Raw genomic sequence first — 16,327 nt, 5'->3', positions numbered from 1 at the left:
GAGTGTCGCCTTTCACAGCCCGATCATGTCATCCGGCTTGAGCGGCACGCGCTGGAGCGCCCGGCCGGTCGCCGCGCGGACCGCCGCGACCACCGCGGGCGTCGAGGAGATCGTCGGCGGCTCGCCGATCCCCCGCAGCCCGTACGGCGAGTCGGGGTCGCCGAGCTCGAGCACGTCGAGCACGACCGGCGGCATGTCGAGGATCGTCGGGATCAGGTAGTCGGTGAACGACGCGTTGCGGACGAGCCCGTCGACGACCTGGATCTCCTCCATCAGCGCGAGCCCGAGGCCCTGCGCGATGCCGCCCTCGATCTGGCCCTCGACGGCCAGCGGGTTCATGGCCTTGCCGACGTCCTGCGCGGTGGCGATCTCGACCACCCGCACGAGCCCCAGCTCGGTGTCCACGTCGACGACCGCCCGGTGGGCGGCGAAGGCGAACGTGACGTGCGCGTCGCCCTGCCCGAGCTCGTCCAGCGGCACGGTCGGCCGGTGGTGGTACTCGCGGGTCGCCTCGATCCCGTCGCCGATCTCGCCCTGCGCCTCCCACTGCTCGCGCACGGCGCGGCACGCCGCCTGCACGGCGCCGCCGGTCATGTGGGTCTGGCGCGAGGCGCTCGAGCTGCCCGCCGACCCGACCTGCGTGTCCGCCGGCAGCACCAGCACGTTCTCCACGTCCAGCTCCGTGCGGGCGATCTGGGCCATCACCGTGACCAGGCCCTGGCCGACCTCCGCGGCAGCGGTATGAACCTCAACTAGAGGTTCACCCCTGACGTCCGAGAGCCGCACGCGGGCGGTCGAGAAGTCGTCGAAGCCCTCGGAGAAGCCGACGTTCTTGAAGCCGACGGCGTACCCGACGCCGCGCACCACGCCCTCGCCGCGGGTGACGTTGGCGATCCCGCCGGGAACGCCGCCGTCGCGGTCCGGAAGCGGCCGCTCGGAGACGCTGCGCAGGAGCTCGTCGACCGGCGCGGGGCAGTTGACCGGCGCGCCGGTCGGCATCGACGTGCCCGTGGTCATCGCGTTGCGCCGCCGCAGCTCGACCGGGTCCATGTCCAGCGCGGCCGCGAGCTTGTCCATCTGCGCCTCGTGCGCGAAGCACGTCTGCACGGCGCCGAACCCGCGCATCGCGCCGCACGGCGGGTTGTCGGTGTAGACGACGTACGAGTCGATCCGCGCGCTCGGGACGTCGTACGGGCCGAGCGCGAACGACGCCGCGTTCGACACGACCGCGCCGGAGGAGGACGCGTAGGCGCCGCCGTCGAGCAGGATGCGCGCGCGGATCCAGGCCAGGCGCCCGTCGCGGCTGGCGGCGTGCTCGTAGCGCATCCGCGCGGGGTGTCGGTGGACGTGCCCGAAGAACGACTCCTCGCGCCCGTAGACCATCTTCACCGGCCGCCCGGTGTGGAGCGCGAGCAGGCACGCGTGCGCCTGCATCGAGACGTCCTCGCGCCCGCCGAACGCGCCGCCGACGCCGGCGAGCGTGAAGCGGACCTTCTCCAGCGGCAGGTCCAGGCAGGCGGCGACCTGGTCGCGGTCGACGTGCAGCCACTGCGTGGCGATGAACAGGTCCACGCCGCCGTCCTCGGCCGGGATCGCGAGCCCGGACTCCGGTCCGAGGAACGCCTGGTCCTGCATGCCGACCTCGTACTCGCCCTTCACGACCACGTCGGCGTCACCCGGCTCGGGCCCGTGCTCGATGTACACGTGGCGCAGCAGGTTGCCGCCGGGGTGCAGCCGCGGGGAGTCGGGGGAGAGCGCGTGCTCCGGGTCGGTCAGCGGCTCGAGCTCCTCGTAGGCGACCTCGATCTTCGCGGCCGCGTAGCGCGCGGTCTCGGGATGGTCGGCGGCGACGATCGCCACCGGCTCGCCCTGGTAGCGGACCTCGTCGAACGCGAGCACCGGCTGGTCGTGGTGCTCGAGCCCGTACGTCTTGCGCCCCGGCACGTCCTCGTGGGTGAGCACCGCGTGCACCCCCGGCACCGCGAGCGCGGCGGCGATCTCGATCGTCAGCACGCGGGCCCGCGGGTGCGGCGACCGCAGCGTCGCGCCCCACAGCATCCCGTCGGCCCACAGGTCCGACGAGTAGGCGAACTCGCCCTTGACCTTCGGGATGCCGTCCGGCCGGCGGACCGACACCCCGATCCCGTTCGTGACCACGGTCTGAGTGCTCATCGCAGTGCCACCTCCGCCAGCTCCCGTGCGATCGCCGCCTCGTCCTCGACGGTCCGCAGCACGCCGTCCACCATCACGCCCTCCGGCAGCGGGCGCGCGCCGAAGACGAGCGCGGCCACCGGGTCCTCGATGCCGGCGTGATCCAGGTCGTCGAGCCGCCACCAGACGAGGTCGGCGAGCTTGCCCACCTCGACCGTGCCCAGCTCGTCCTCGCGTCCGAGGCAGCGTGCGCCGTGCAGCGTCGCCAGCTCGAGCGCCTCGTGCGCCGTCATCGCCGCCGGCCCGCCGCGCAGGCGCGCGCTGAGCAGCGCCTGCCGCAGCTCGCCGCCCAGCTCGCCCGCCTCGTTGGACGCCGCCCCGTCGACGCCGAGCCCGACGGGCGCGCCGGCGCGCACGAGCGGCATGACCGGAGCGATCCCGGCGCCGAGCCGCGCGTTCGAGGAGGGGCAGTGGGCGACGCCGGTCCGCGTCTCGCCGAACCGCGCGACCTCGCGGTCGGACAGGTGGACGCAGTGGGCGAGCCAGACGTCGTCGCCGAGCCAGCCCAGGTCCTCGAGGTACTCGACGGGCCGCATGCCGAAGCGCTCGAGGCAGAACGCCTCCTCCTCGACCGTCTCGGCCATGTGGGTGTGCAGCCGCACGCCGCGCTCGCGGGCGAACTCGGCCGTCTCCCGCATCAGCTCGCGCGTGACGCTGAACGGCGAGCAGGGCGCGAGCGCGATCCGGCACATCGCGCCGGGCGAGGGATCGTGGAACTCGTCCAGCGCCGCGGCGTAGGCGGCGAAGATCGTGTCCCGGTCCTCGACGACCGAGTCCGGCGGCAGCCCGCCCGCCGAGGCGCCGAGGTCCATCGACCCGCGGCAGGGATGGAAGCGGATGCCGAGCTCGCGCGCGGCCTCGACCTCGACGCGCAGCAGGTCCTGCCCGGCCGGGAAGACGTAGTGGTGGTCGCTGGCCGTCGTGCACCCGGACCGCAGCAGCGCCGCGAGCCCGGCCCGCGCGGCCGCGCGCTGGACGCGCTCGTCGATCCGCGCCCACACCGGGTACAGCTCCACGAGCCACTCGAACAGCGTCGCCTGCTGCGCGAGCCCGCGCGTGGCCCACTGGTAGAGGTGGTGGTGGCAGTTGATCAGCCCGGGGGTGACGAGCCGGCCGGACAGGTCGACGCGCTCGCCCTCGCCGTCGTAGCGGCCGGGCCCGACCGCGACGATCCGGTTGCCCTCGACCACGACGTGCCCGTCGCGGTGCACCTCGCCGGAGACGGTCGCGACCGCGCAGCGCTCGAGGATCACGACGCCGCCGCCAGCCGCACCGCGTCGAGGATCTTCTCGTAGCCCGTGCAGCGGCACAGGTTCCCGGCGAGCGCCTCGCGGATCTCGGCGTCGCTCGGCGACGGATTGCGTGCGAGCAGGTCGTGCGTCGCGACGATCAGCCCGGGCGTGCAGAAGCCGCACTGCACGGCGCCCGCCTCGACGAACGCGGCCTGCACCGGGTGCAGCTCCTCCTCGCTCGGCGCCAGCCCTTCGACCGTCACGACCGCACGTCCCTCGGCCTGCCCCGCCGCGACCAGGCACGAGCAGACGAGCACGCCGTCCAGGTACACCGAGCAGGACCCGCACTCGCCTTGCTCGCAGGCGTTCTTGGAGCCGGGCAACGCCAGCCGCTCGCGCAGCACGTACAGCAGCGACTCGCCCTCCCAGAGCCCGTCGACCTCACGCGGCTCGCCGTTGATCGTGCACGTCAGCCGCATAGCGCCCACTTCAGCGTCCGCTGGGCGAGCACGCCGAGCGCGTGCCGCCGGTACGCGGCCGACCCGCGCACGTCGTCGATGGGGGAGGCCGCGGCGGCGACGAGCTCACCGAAGCGGCGCCCCGCCTCGTCGGACCAGCCGTCCAGGCCTTCCGCGAAGGCCTCGGCCTCCCGCGCCCGGATCGGCGTCGGCCCGGCCGAGCCGATGCACGTCCCCACGCGGCCGTCGCTCACGTCCAGGGCGAAGGAGCAGACCGCGATCACCATCGCGTTCCGGGTACCCACCTTCGCGAACTGCTGCGCGGCGCCCGGTCGCACGGGGACCCACACGGCGGCGATCAGCTCGTCCGCCGTCAGGCCGTTGCGCTTCGGTCCGACCACGAACTCGTCCACGGGCACCCGCCGCACACCGCCCACCGAGGCGAGCTCGACCTGCGCCCCCGCCGCGAACAGCGGCGGCAGCGCGTCACCCGCCGGCGAAGCCGATCCGAGGTTCCCGCCGACCGTGCCGCGGTTGCGGATCTGCGGCGAGCCGACCGTCCGGGACGCCATCGACAATCCCGGCAACCGCTCGCCCAGCTCGTCGATGATCCGCGTGTACGACACCCCCGCCCCGATCCGGACGCCGCCGTCCTCCACGGCCCAGCGCGACAGCTCGTCGACGCGGGTGAGGTCCAGCAGCGCCGGCGGGCGCTTGCGGGCGAAGTTCAGCTCGACCATGACGTCGGTGCCGCCCCAGATCGGCAGCGCGTCCGGATGAGCGGCGCGAGCTTCCAGCGCCTCCCTCCACGTGGGGGGTTGCAGGAACTCCATTCACCACAGATACACCCCCAGCGCCTAACGTGCCACCCGTGCCCTCTGTGACCCAGCGCACGTTTCGTCGGCTCGCCATCATCAATCGCGGCGAGCCCGCGATGCGTCTCATCCATGCCGTCCGCGAGCTGAACGCCGAGCGTGAGGACGACCCGATCAAGGTCATCGCCCTCTACACCGATCCCGAGCGCAGCGCGATGTTCGTCCGCCACGCCGACGAGGCCTTCAGCCTCGGCCCGACCGCGACGGTCGACGAGAGCGGCAAGCGCACCGGGGCTTACCTGAACTACGAGGGCATCAAGCGCACGCTGATCGAGGCCAAGGCCGACGCGGTCTGGCCGGGGTGGGGCTTCGTGTCCGAGCACCCCGCGTTCGTGGACATGATCGAGGAGATGGGCCTGGTCTTCGTCGGCCCGTCCGCCGACGTCATGCGCAAGCTCGGCGACAAGATCCAGTCCAAGCTGATGGCCGAGCAGGCCGGCGTGCCGGTCGCGCCGTGGTCGAACGGCCCGGTCGAGACGATCGAGGAAGCGCGCGAGCACGCCGAGCGGATCGGCTTCCCGCTGATGATCAAGGCCGCGGCGGGCGGCGGTGGCCGCGGCATCCGCCGCGTCCTGTCCTGGGAGGACCTCGAGCCGGCGCTCAACACCTCGCGCCGTGAGGCCGCCGACGCGTTCGGCGACGGCACCGTCTTCATGGAGGCCATGGTCGGCAACGCGCACCACATCGAGGTGCAGCTGATCGCCGACGGCCAGGGTGAGGCGTGGGCCGCCGGCGTGCGCGACTGCTCGTGCCAGCGCCGCCACCAGAAGGTCATCGAGGAGTCGTCGAGCGTCGTCCTCACGCCCGAGCAGGAGGAGGAGGTCAAGGACGCCTCGCGTCGCCTCGCGCTCCAGTCCGGCTACCGCAACGCGGGCACGGTCGAGTTCCTCTACGAGCCCGAGGGCAAGCGCTTCTCCTTCATGGAGGTCAACGCGCGCCTGCAGGTCGAGCACCCCGTCACCGAGGCCGTGACCGGACTCGATCTCGTCAAGCTGCAGCTGCACGTCGCCTCCGGCGGCCGGCTCGAGGGCACGCCGCCCGAGCCCGTCGGCCACGCGATCGAGGCGCGCCTGAACGCCGAGGACCCCGCGATGGGCTTCGCGCCGACGCCGGGTCGCGTCCAGGTGCTGGACCTCGCGTCGGGCCCGGGCGTGCGCGTGGACCGCGGCATCTCCGCGGGCGACGTCATCCCGCCCGACTTCGACTCGATGGTCGCCAAGGTCATCGCCTACGGCCGCACCCGTCCGGAGGCGATCGCCCGCCTCAAGCGCGCGCTGCGCGAGTCGACGGCGATGATCGAGGACGGCACGACCAACCGCGCCTTCCTGCTGTCGATCCTCGAGCGCGAGGAGTTCGAGGCCGGCGAGGTCGACATCGCCTGGCTGGACCGCATGGGCGTGTCCGGCGAGATGGAGGCCCACGGCGGCGCCGACGCCGCCCTGCTGATGGCCGCGATCGAGCTCGCCGACAAGGAGACCGCGACCGAGCGCGCCTCCTTCTACGCCTACGCCCGTCGCGGCCGGCCCGAGGCGGCCGCGCAGGTGAGCCGCGCCGTCGAGGTGCGTCACCGCGGCCAGGCCTACCGGATCATCGTCTCCCAGCTCGCGCCGGGCCGCTACCGCACCGAGATCGACGGCGTCGCCGTCGAGGCCGCGGTCGAGCGGCTCTCCAACCACGAGCGCCGGATCACGCTCGCGGGCGTCACGCACCGCGCGCTGATCTCCAAGCAGGGCGCGGACCTGCTCGTCGAGGTCCACGGCGTCCCGCACCGGATCACCCGCGACGACGGCGGCTTCGTGCGCTCGCACGGCCCGTCCGTGGTCGTCGCCATCCCCGTCTCCGAAGGCGACGAGGTGGCTGAGGGCGACGTCGTGGCGGTCGTCGAGTCGATGAAGATGGAGACGTCGCTGACGGCGCCGTTCGCCGGTCGCGTCCGTCGCGTCCTGTCCGGCACGAACGTGCAGGTCCCGGCGCACACTCCGCTCCTGCAGCTGGAGGCGATCGAGGACGAGGCGGCCGAGGCGAGCGCGGAGCGCGTCTCGTTCGACGAGCTGGCCTCGGACTCCGAGGACACGCCGGCCGCCGCGCTGGAGCGCCTGAAGTACGCCGTCCTGGGCTACGACGTCAGCGGCGACGAGGTACGCCGCGCCCTGGCGGTCGTGCGCACGTGCACCACCGACATCATCGCGGGTGAGCACGAGCTGCTCGACGTGTACACCGACGTCCGCGCGCTCTCCCGCGCCCGCCACGACGATCCCGAGCGCGAGCTCCTCCACAGCCCGCAGGAGTACCTGCACGCCTTCCTGCGCTCCCTGGACGCGAAGGCCGAGCGGCTCCCGGAGCGCTTCGTGATGCTGCTCCAGCGCGCGCTTGCCCACTACGGCGTGGACAGCCTGGACCGCACACCGGCGCTGGAAGACGCCTGCTACCGCCTGTTCGTCTCCCAGGAGCGCGCCGATCTCGCGCGCGCCGCCGTGCTGGCCATCCTCGAGAAGCGCCTGGAGCGCGCCGACGAGCTCGTCCCGCGCACGAACGGCGACTTCCGCGGCGTGCTCGACCGGCTCGAGATCGCCACCGAGCGCCGCGACCCGGTGATCGCCGACCACGCGCGCCAGCTCCGCAACCGCTACTACGACCAGCCGGTCATCCTCGCGCGCCAGGCGAAGGCCTACGAGGAGCTCGAGTGCCACCTGAGCGCGCTGCTGGAGGACCCGGAGCGCGCCGACCGCGAGGCGCACATCACGGCGGTCGTCGAGGCGCCGCAGCTCTTGGCGCCGCAGCTGATCGGCCGCATGCAGGCCACCGGCGCGCGCGAGCACCCGGTGCTGCTGGAGATCATGACCCGGCGCTGGTACCGGATGTACGACCTCGCGCCGTTCTGGAACGGCGTGACGCGCGACGGCACCGCGTACATCACGACGTCCTACGTCAAGGACGGGACCAAGCGCCACCTCGCGGCCGCGTTCGTGGACACGCAGGATCTCGACGACGTCGCGGGCGCGATCGCGCGCCGCGCCGCCGAGTACCCGGTCGACGAGACGGTCTACCTGGACCTGTACGCGGCGGCGACGGCGGGCGAGGAGCTCGCGAACCGGCTGCGCGCGGCGCTCGAGCGCGCGGACATCGCGCAGCTCGTCAAGCGCGTCGTGCTCGACGTGCCGGCACCCGAGCGTGGGGACGCGGCGGCGAACTCGATCACGCTGCGGCGCTCGGTCGACGGTGGCTGGGAGATCGACCGCGACCTGCAGTTCGTGCACCCCGAGATGGCGGTGCGCCTGAACCTCTGGCGGATGTCCGAGTTCGAGCTCGAGCGCATCCCGTCGCCGGCGGACGTGTACCTGTTCCGCGGCGTCGGCCGCACGAACCGCAAGGACGAGCGCCTGTTCGCGCTCGCCGAGGTGCGCGAGCTGTCGATCGTCCGCAACGAGCAGGGCCGCGTCGTCTCGCTGCCGGAGCTCGAGCACGCGCTGGCCGAGGCGCTGGGCGCGCTGCGGCGCGTGCAGTCGCGCCGCTCGCCGCGCGAGCGGCTGCTGTGGAACCGCGTGCGGCTGAACGTGTGGCCGGACGTGGACCTCGCGCCGGAGGAGGCGGGCGCGCTGGTCGACCGCTACGCGCGGGAGACCGAGGGCCTCGGCATCGAGACCGTGATCATCCGCGGGCGCATGCGCGACATGCGCGGCGGTGAGCTCAAGGAGCGCGAGCTGCGCCTGTTCGCGCCGGCCGGCCGCGGCGTGGTCGTCGAGGTCGACGAGCCCGCCAAGCAGCCGCTGCAGCCGCTGGACGAGGGCGCCCGCCGGATCGTCCAGGCGCGGCGTCGCGGCACCGTCCACCCCGCCGAGCTGACGAAGGTGCTGGCGCCTGAGCGCACGGACCGCGCGCGCGGCATCCCGCGCGGCGAGTTCACCGAGCTCGACCTCGACGCCGACGGCACGCTCGTGCCCGTGGACCGCGCGCCGGCCATGAACGAGGCCGGGATCGTCGTGGGCCTGACGAAGTCGTTCACCGACCGCCACCCGGAGGGCATGCAGCGCGTCGTGCTGCTCGGCGACCCGACGAAGGCGCTCGGCAGCGTCGCCGAGCCCGAGTGCCGGCGGATCATCGCCGCGCTGGACCTCGCCGACGAGCTGGGCGTGCCGGTCGAGTGGTTCGCGCTGTCCTCGGGCGCCCGGATCGCGATGGACTCCGGCACCGAGAACATGGACTGGGTCGCGGCCGCGCTGCGCCGGATCATCGAGTTCACGCAGAACGGCGGCGAGGTCAACGTCATCGTCACCGGCATCAACGTCGGCGCGCAGCCGTACTGGAACGCCGAGGCGACGATGCTCATGCACACGCGCGGCATCCTGATCATGACCCCGGAGTCGGCGATGGTGCTGACCGGCAAGCAGGCCCTGGACTTCGCGGGCGGCGTGTCGGCTGAGGACAACTTCGGCATCGGTGGCTACGACCGGATCATGGGCCCGAACGGCCAGGCGCAGTACTGGGCGCCGGACCTGGCGGGCGCGTGCGGGGTGCTGCTGCGCTACTACGACCACGCCTACGTCGCGCCGGGCGAGCGCTTCCCGCGCCGCGCCGAGACGCGTGACGCGGTCAAGCGCGACGTCCGCGAGGCGCCGCACAGCGCGCCGGGCTCCGAGCTGGCGACGGTCGGCCAGATCTTCTCCGACGAGACGAACCCGGGCCGCAAGCAGGCGTTCGACATCCGTTCGGTGATGCGCGCGGTGGTCGACAGCGACCACAAGCCGCTCGAGCGCTGGGAGCGCATGCGCGACGCCGAGGCCGCGGTCGTGTGGGACGCCCACCTGGGCGGCTGGCCGACGACCGTGATCGGCATCGAGTCGCACCCGATCGACCGCTTCGGGCCGGTGCCCGCCGATGGTCCGTCCCAGTGGACGTCCGGCACGCTGTTCCCGAAGAGCTCGAAGAAGGTCGCGCGCGCGATCAACTCGAACGGTGGCCGGCGGCCGTTGGTCGTGCTCGCCAACCTGGCCGGCTTCGACGGCTCGCCCGAGTCGATGCGCCAGTGGCAGCTGGAGTACGGCGCCGAGATCGGCCGTGCGATCGTCAACTTCCGTGGACCGATCGTGTTCTGCGTGATCTCGCGCTACCACGGCGGTGCGTTCGTGGTGTTCTCGCAGCGGTTGAACGACGGCTTCGAGACGATCGCGGTCGAGGGCGCGCACGCGTCGGTCATCGGCGGGTCCGCCGCGGCGGGCGTCGTGTTCACGCGCGACGTGAACGCCGCCACGCGGTCGGACGCGCGGGTCGTCGCCTTGGAGGAGCGGATCGAGGACTCCTCGGACCCGGCCGAGACGCGTCGCCTGCGCGCCGAGCTCGCGTCCCTGCTGGAGACGGTCCGCTCGGAGAAGATGGGCGAGCTGGCCGCGAAGTTCGACTCGATCCACTCGATCCAGCGGGCGGTGGAGGTCGGCAGCGTGAACTCGATCGTCGCGGCCGCCGACCTACGGCCGTACCTCGTGAACGCCATCGAGCGGGGGATGGCCCGCACGGAGGCCGACACGCGCGACGTCATCACGGCGGCGTAGTCAAACGCGCGAGACAGGGCGGGGTCGGTTTTCGACCCCGCCTGGACCTTCGTCCAGGGCGGCCCTTGATTCGCACTTCTCCACCGGAGGAGGATGGCGCCGATGGACGCGGGTCGAGCAGTCCGGTGGTGTTCGTGGGTGTTGGTGGGGGCGACGCTGCTGCCCGGCGTGGCCGAGGCCGCCAGCGTGCCGGTCATCGCCACCGGGCCGACGATCACGGGCACCCCGCGCGTGGGAGCGCAGCTCACGGCGACGGCGACCTGGCAGGGCGACCCCACGCCGACCGCGGTCTGGGCCTGGCTGCGCTGCGCCAAGACGACCGGGTCCTGTGACGTCGTCGCCCGCGCGACGAGCGCCACGTACCGGCCGGTGCAGGCGGACGTCGGCTCGGTGCTGCGCGTCCGGCTGCGGGTGACCAACACCGAGGGCTATGTGGAGAAGCGCTCGGACCCGACGGCGCCCGTGGCGGCCGCACCGCCGCCGACGCCCACCCCGACCGCGACGCCCGTTCCGCCTCCGCCGCCGCCCGTCCCGACCGCGACGCCGGTGGGGACCGCGACGCCGGTCCCGACGCCTCCCGCCACGGCCGCGCCGACGATCGTCGCCCCGGCGGCCGTGCCGACGCCCGCGCCCACGGTCGTCCCCGCCCCGGCGCCGCCTCCGCGCCTGAGCCCGTTCCCGGTCGTCCGGGTCAAGGGCCTGCTGATCGCCGGCGGTGCGCGGGTGACGCTGCTGAGCGTGCGCGCGCCCCGGGGCTCGCAGGTTCGCGTCCGCTGCCGCGGCGCCGACTGCCCGGTCCGGACCTACACGGCGCCCAAGCCGACCGGCCGCCTGCGCCCGTTCGAGCGCGCGCTGCGCGCCGGTACGCGGCTCGAGATCCGCGTCACCAAGCCCGGCTTCATCGGGAAGTCGACGCTGATCGTCATCCGGCGCGACGACGAGCCGAAGCGCACCGACCGTTGCCTGCCACCCGGAGCCCGGCGAGCCGTCCGATGCCCGGCGCCCTGACCCGCCAGGGCGAACCGGCCGGCGCCCCGCTCGCGGCGGTGCTGATCGTGCTCGCGGTGCTCGGCTTCGTCGTGGCGCTGAACGTCACGTCCACCACGCCGGGCGACGAGCCCGCCACGGGCGCCGGGCGGGCGCCGGCGGCGCCGGGCGAAGACGCGACGGCGGGCGGTCGAACCGGACGGGCGGCGGCGACGTCAGGCGAAGACGCGGCGGCGGGCGGTCGGGCCGGGCGTGCGGCGGCGGCCTCGGGCGAAGGCGCCGGAGTGGGCGCCGACGCGGTCGTGGCGGCGACGTCCTCGCCGGCCGGGCTCAGCCCGGTTGCGGCGCTTCCGCGGCTCACGGTCGCGGCGCGGCGTCGCGCGACGTCGCGCGCGGCTCGCCGGCCGGCCGCCCGACCGCGGGCCGCGCAGCCGCGCCCGGTCGTGACCGCCTCGCCCACGCCGGCCGGCACGCCCGTCGCGCCGGCGGCGACCGTCGCGCCCCGGCCCGCGCCCGCCGCGACCGTCGCGCCTCGACCCGCGCCGGTGCGCACGGCGGCGCCGCGCCCGGCGCAGCCCGACTTCGATTCCTCCGGCGGCTTCGACTCGTCGGGATGAGCGGGTCCCGGCGCACCCGGACGGGCCGGCGCTCGGCGTCAGTCGCCGCGGCGTGCGCTGCGGCGCTCGCGCTCGGCCTCGCCGGCGGTCTGCTCGTGCGCGCCCTGGCCGCGGGGCCGGAGCCGGAGCCGCCGGTGGCGATGCGCGTCGTCAGCGCGGGGCCGGCGCGGCTCGAGGTCCCGCGCGCCTGGCAGACAGTGCGCACCGGCCGGACGTCGGTCGTGCTGGCACCGGCTCCGCCGCTGCCGCAACGGGTGCTCGTGACGGTCGAGCCGGCGGACCGGCCATCGCTGATCGGCCGGTCGTTCCGCACCCGGATCCGCGATCGCTCGCCGCGGCCGCGCAGCGTCGACGTGGCCGGGCACGCCGCTTGGGAGTACACGGGGCTGGTCGACCGCAAGGGCGACGAGACGCTCGACGTGACCGTGGTGCCCGCCCGCGAGCACGTGGTCAACGTCGCGTGCGTGTCCCCGATCGACGACGCCGGCTCGATGCTGTGGTGCGCCGGCGGGATCGGCTCCCTGACGGTCGGTGACGCACCGACGCTCGTCCCGGCGCCCGACGTGGCGCTGCAGCTGCAGCTCCCGCGGACCCTCGCCCGCCTGGACCGCGCACGTCGCGACGAACGCGCCGCCCTCGGCACCACCCACCGCCGCGCGGCCCAACACGCGACGGCCCTCCGGCTCGCGGACGCGCACGCCGACGCCGCCGACGCCTTGCGCCCGGTCGCGGGGACGGCGGGCGAGCCGCTCGTGCGGGAGCTGCTCGCGACGGCCGGCGCCTACCGGGCGCTCGCGCGGGCCATCACCGGGCCGTCGGCGCCGCACCTGCGCGCGGCCCGCCGCGCCGCGCAGGCCACCGACGCGCGGCTCTCGGCCGCGGTCGGCGCCGTCGTCCGCAAGCCGCTCCAGGAATCGGCGGTCGGCACGCCGGAGCAGGCGCCAGCGCCCGGCGACACGTCCGGCGGGCGATGGCCGCTCATCCTGCTGTTGCTGGCGCTCGCAGCCGTGCTCGTGCTGCTGGCACGCCGCTGGCGGACCGCGCCGGCCCGACCCGTCCGCCCGGCCGAGCCTCCACCGCCCGCGCGCACCCGCCCCGCGGAACCCCGCTGGGATGCGCCGCCGCCCGGCCTCACCGCCCGTTCAGCGGCGGGCGCTCCTCGGTCACCGGCGTCTTCAAGGTGAAGTCGCCGGCGGCGGGCACGAGCAGCGCGCCCGGGGTGACGTCGCCGTGGGTGCGTCGCTCGGCGGCCGTGAGCACCTCGAGCGCCATCTTCGACAGGTCCGCCAGCGACTGGTGGCGGTTCTGGCGCGTGCCGAGGTCCACCTGGGCCATCCGCTCCAGGCCGACCGCGCGGTAGCTGTCGATCAGCATCGCGATCTCGACGCCGTAGCCCATCGGGAACGGGATCGACTCCAGCAGCGCGCGCGTCGCCCCGATCTCACCCGCGAGCGGCTGCCGGAACACGGCCAGCGGCGGGAAGTGCAGGTTCAGGTACGGACGCGCGAGCAGCTCGGTGACGCGGCCGCCCTCGTCCGGCCGGGTCGCGTCGCCGTGCTTGAACGGGCGCCGGAAGTGACCTTTGACGAAGTCGACGGGCGCCGTCAGCAGCGGTCCGAGCATCCCGAGCACGAACGCCTCGGTGAAGTCCTCCGTGTCCGCGTCCAGATAGACGACCAGCTCGCCGGTGGTGTGCGCGAGGCCGTGCCACATCGCGTCGCCCTTGCCGGTCGCGGGCTGGGTGACGGCGCGGACGCCACGCTCGGTCGCGATGTCGATCGTGCCGTCCGTCGAGTGCCCGTCGACCACGAGCAGCTCGTCGACGAGCGCGCGCGGGATCGTGTCGAGGATCCGGCCGAGCGTGCCCTCCACGTTGCGCGTGGGCAGGATGAGGCTGATCGTCTGCCGCTTGGCGGCGAGCAGCGCGTCGACCGTGAAGGCGGCGTGGTGGAAGCTGCGCTCGTCCAGCCAGGCGTTGCGGCGCAGGTCGACGGCGAGCCCGCGCGGCGCCCGTCCGATCCGGCGGCCGGAGGTCGTGACCCGCACCGCGGCGAGCCGCTCGATCGGGATGCCGTGGCGGTGCAGCGTGCGCTCGAAGCCCTCGTCCTCCAGCGCGTCACGCGGCTCGAGCGCGCCGACCTGCACGTACGTGTCGACCGTGACGGCGAGCGACGCACCCGAGAACTGGTGGTGCTCGCGCGCGCCCTCGCCGGTCAGCGCGGCGTGCCGGCGCGGGATCTCGGCCTGCCGGCGCGCGAGCGCGGCGTCCGGGACGTCATGGTCGCCGATCTCGACCCGCCCGCCGATCGCGCGGGCGCCGTCCGTCACCGCCTGCAGCTGCGTGGCGAGCCAGTCGGGCGCGGGGGTGGAGTCGGCGTCGGTGGTCGCGATCAGCCCGTCGTGGGGGAGCCGGCCGGCGGCGAGGTCCATGCCCGTGCGGCGCGCGTGGCCGACCCCGGTGCCGATCGCGTCGATCACATGGAGGGTGGTGTCGCCCGCCGCGGCGCGCGCCCGCTCGGCCGTCGCGTCCGTGCAGCGGTCCAGCACGAGGATGACCTCGTACGCCTCGCGCGCGACGCCCCGCTGATCGGCCAGCGCCGCGATGCAGGCGCCGACCAGCGCTTCTTCGTTGTGCGCCGGGACGACGACGCACGCGCGCAACCCCGTCAAGGCAGCGGGGCGCCCGCCTCGATCAGCTGGCGTCCGGTCTCGTAGTCGTCGTCGCGTTCATGGGTGAGCACGCCGACGGTACGGCCCTCGGTCCCGTACCAGATCGTCCAGGCGCCGCCGCCGTGCTCGACCAGCCGCGCTTCGTCGAACCCGTCGCCCCACGCGACGTACTTGAGCGTGTGCGTGCCGATCGTCGACCAGAAGCCGGGGGCGACGTCCCACTGCGCCTCCGCGTCGCCGGCGATCGTCCGCCCGGCGATCTCGCCCATGTTGAGCGCTTCGCCCCAGTGCTCCACGGCCAGGTGCCGGCCGGCGGCCGCGTTGCGGGCGAACGCGACGTCGCCGGCCGCGTAGACGTGCTCGGCGGACGTGCGCATGCGCTCGTCGACGACGATCCGCCCGTCGCGGGTGTCCAGCCCGGCGGTCTCGGCGAGCCCCGCCCGGGGCGTCACGCCGGCGGCCATCAGGATCAGGTCGGCGGCGTCCTCGGACAGCGCCTCGACCGGCTGCCCGAGCCGCAGCGTCACGCCCAGGTCCTCGAGCCAGCCCTGGATCCGGCGCCCGGCCTCCTCGCCGAGGCGCGAGGCGTGCGGGATGTCCTCGTCGCTGGCGAGCGTGACGGCGACGCCGCGCATGGCGAGCGAGGCGGCCACCTCGCAGCCGATGAAGCCGGACCCGACGACGAGCCCGGTCTCCGCCTGCTCGGCACGGTCGCGGAGCACGCGGGCGGTCGCGAGCGTGCGGAGCACCAGCACCCAGTCCTCGGTCGCGCCGGGGACGGGCAGGATGGACGGCTCCGCGCCGGTGGCCAGCACGCACGCGTCGTAGCTCAGCGTCTCGCCCGAGCCGAGCGTGAGCGTCTTCGAGGCCGCGTCGAGCGTCGCGACCTCGGCGCCGAGGCGGACGGTCACGCCGTGCTCGGCGTACCAGGCTTCGGCCTCGATCGGCAGGTCGCTGTCGTCGACCTCGCCGCGCAGGAAGTCCTTCGACAGCGGTGGGCGCTGGTAGGGGAGGACGAGCTCGGGCGTGAGCAGCGTGACGTCGCCGGTGCCTCCGGCGTCCCGGTAGCCGCGGGCGGCGGCGAGCCCGGCGGGCCCGCCGCCGACGATCACGAGCCGCATGCGTCCCACCGGTCGAGGGCGTACTTGTCCGTCCACGCGCTGTAGGCCGGTGCGCCGAAGCGCTCGCTCAGCTGCGCGTGGACCTCGTCACCCGTGAACGGGTATCGCTCGGTGGGGCCGCGCCAGTGCACAGCGAGCAGTGTGCCCGCAAAGCGCTCGATCGTGTCACGCAATGCGGGGCGGTCGAGGTAATAGAGCACCTCGGAGGCGACGACGAGGTCGAAGTCGCCGTCCGGGTAGTCCTCTGGGATCTCCCGTCGCTGGAAGTCGACGCCGGGATTTCGGGCACGCGCACCGTCGAGTGCGGCGGCGCTCACGTCGATCGCCAGCAGCTCGTCCGTCCAGTGCTTGAGCTGCTGGGTGAGGACCCCGATCGAGCAGCCGATTTCCAGGGTGTTCTTGAAGCGGCGGCCTTCGAGCGCGGCGATCGTGGCCGCGTACTTCGCCGTCTCGTACGGGCTCGTCTGGAAGTCCCACGGATCGGGATTCGACGCGTAGAGATCGTCGAAGAACTCGGGACGGACGCGTTCTCGCACTACTCTCATCTTTCAGCGTCGTGGGCAGGGGTGTTCGCGGCGCGTAGGTACACACCCTCAAACGGGAGATTGAG

General features: G+C 74.2%; 11 protein-coding genes. 4 read left to right on the top strand and 7 right to left on the bottom strand.

The features are described from left to right. Window positions 1-12: 12 nt before the first annotated feature. Genes C8N24_RS32310 through C8N24_RS32295 form a run of 4 tightly spaced genes read right to left on the bottom strand, consistent with a single transcriptional unit; the run spans window position 13 to window position 4,734 of the window. Window positions 13-2,172 carry a molybdopterin cofactor-binding domain-containing protein gene (locus C8N24_RS32310; RefSeq protein WP_121258399.1) on the bottom strand — a complete coding sequence of 720 codons (2,160 nt, stop codon included), beginning with the start codon at window positions 2,170-2,172 and terminating at the stop codon, window positions 13-15. Then, complete coding sequence (locus C8N24_RS32305) at window positions 2,169-3,464, bottom strand: 8-oxoguanine deaminase (RefSeq protein ID WP_121258397.1); 1,296 nt, start codon at window positions 3,462-3,464, stop codon at window positions 2,169-2,171. Before C8N24_RS32305 ends, C8N24_RS32310 begins: the two co-directional genes overlap by 4 nt. Then, window positions 3,461-3,922: a (2Fe-2S)-binding protein gene (locus tag C8N24_RS32300; RefSeq protein WP_121258395.1), complete on the bottom strand. Its 462-nt coding sequence runs from the start codon at window positions 3,920-3,922 to the stop codon at window positions 3,461-3,463. Before C8N24_RS32300 ends, C8N24_RS32305 begins: the two co-directional genes overlap by 4 nt. After that, window positions 3,913-4,734 (bottom strand): FAD binding domain-containing protein, encoded by an 822-nt coding sequence (locus C8N24_RS32295; RefSeq protein WP_121258393.1) that lies wholly within the window; start codon window positions 4,732-4,734, stop codon window positions 3,913-3,915. The genes C8N24_RS32300 and C8N24_RS32295 overlap by 10 nt, the downstream gene beginning before the upstream one ends. Before the next feature lie 38 nt (window positions 4,735-4,772). Here C8N24_RS32295 and C8N24_RS32290 point away from each other — a divergent pair, with 38 nt between their 5' ends. The 4 genes from C8N24_RS32290 (at window position 4,773) to C8N24_RS32275 (ending at window position 13,110) form a co-directional block, all read left to right on the top strand. Beyond that, a complete protein-coding gene (locus tag C8N24_RS32290; protein ID WP_211340243.1) occupies window positions 4,773-10,322 on the top strand; it encodes an ATP-binding protein in 5,550 nt (1,849 codons plus the stop codon). Window positions 10,323-10,466: 144 nt separating this feature from the next. Beyond that, a complete protein-coding gene (locus C8N24_RS32285; RefSeq protein WP_121258389.1) occupies window positions 10,467-11,330 on the top strand; it encodes a hypothetical protein in 864 nt (287 codons plus the stop codon). Continuing rightward, a complete protein-coding gene (locus C8N24_RS32280; RefSeq protein ID WP_121258387.1) occupies window positions 11,315-11,926 on the top strand; it encodes a hypothetical protein in 612 nt (203 codons plus the stop codon). The genes C8N24_RS32285 and C8N24_RS32280 overlap by 16 nt, the downstream gene beginning before the upstream one ends. After that, window positions 11,923-13,110, top strand: coding sequence for a hypothetical protein (locus C8N24_RS32275; RefSeq protein ID WP_121258385.1), 1,188 nt, complete (start codon window positions 11,923-11,925; stop codon window positions 13,108-13,110). The genes C8N24_RS32280 and C8N24_RS32275 overlap by 4 nt, the downstream gene beginning before the upstream one ends. Here the strand turns inward: C8N24_RS32275 and C8N24_RS32270 are convergent. From C8N24_RS32270 to C8N24_RS32260, 3 genes are read right to left on the bottom strand one after another with little or no spacing between them, the layout of a single operon-like run. Next, the gene (locus C8N24_RS32270; protein ID WP_121258383.1) at window positions 13,058-14,596 is read right to left on the bottom strand and encodes a glucosyl-3-phosphoglycerate synthase; all 1,539 of its coding nucleotides are present in this window, start codon (window positions 14,594-14,596) and stop codon (window positions 13,058-13,060) included. The two genes, C8N24_RS32275 and C8N24_RS32270, sit on opposite strands and share 53 nt — an antisense overlap. Then, entirely contained in the window at window positions 14,593-15,717 is a 1,125-nt protein-coding gene (locus tag C8N24_RS32265; RefSeq protein WP_121258381.1) for an NAD(P)/FAD-dependent oxidoreductase, read from the bottom strand. The genes C8N24_RS32270 and C8N24_RS32265 overlap by 4 nt, the downstream gene beginning before the upstream one ends. Then, the gene (locus C8N24_RS32260; protein ID WP_121258379.1) at window positions 15,705-16,262 is read right to left on the bottom strand and encodes a class I SAM-dependent DNA methyltransferase; all 558 of its coding nucleotides are present in this window, start codon (window positions 16,260-16,262) and stop codon (window positions 15,705-15,707) included. Before C8N24_RS32260 ends, C8N24_RS32265 begins: the two co-directional genes overlap by 13 nt. Window positions 16,263-16,327: the final 65 nt, after the last annotated feature.

Origin of the sequence: Solirubrobacter pauli (assembly GCF_003633755.1) — a bacterium.
Classification (GTDB): domain Bacteria; phylum Actinomycetota; class Thermoleophilia; order Solirubrobacterales; family Solirubrobacteraceae; genus Solirubrobacter; species Solirubrobacter pauli.
The sequence above is the reverse complement of the archived record's forward strand: the minus strand, read 5'-3'. Positions and strand labels throughout refer to the sequence as shown.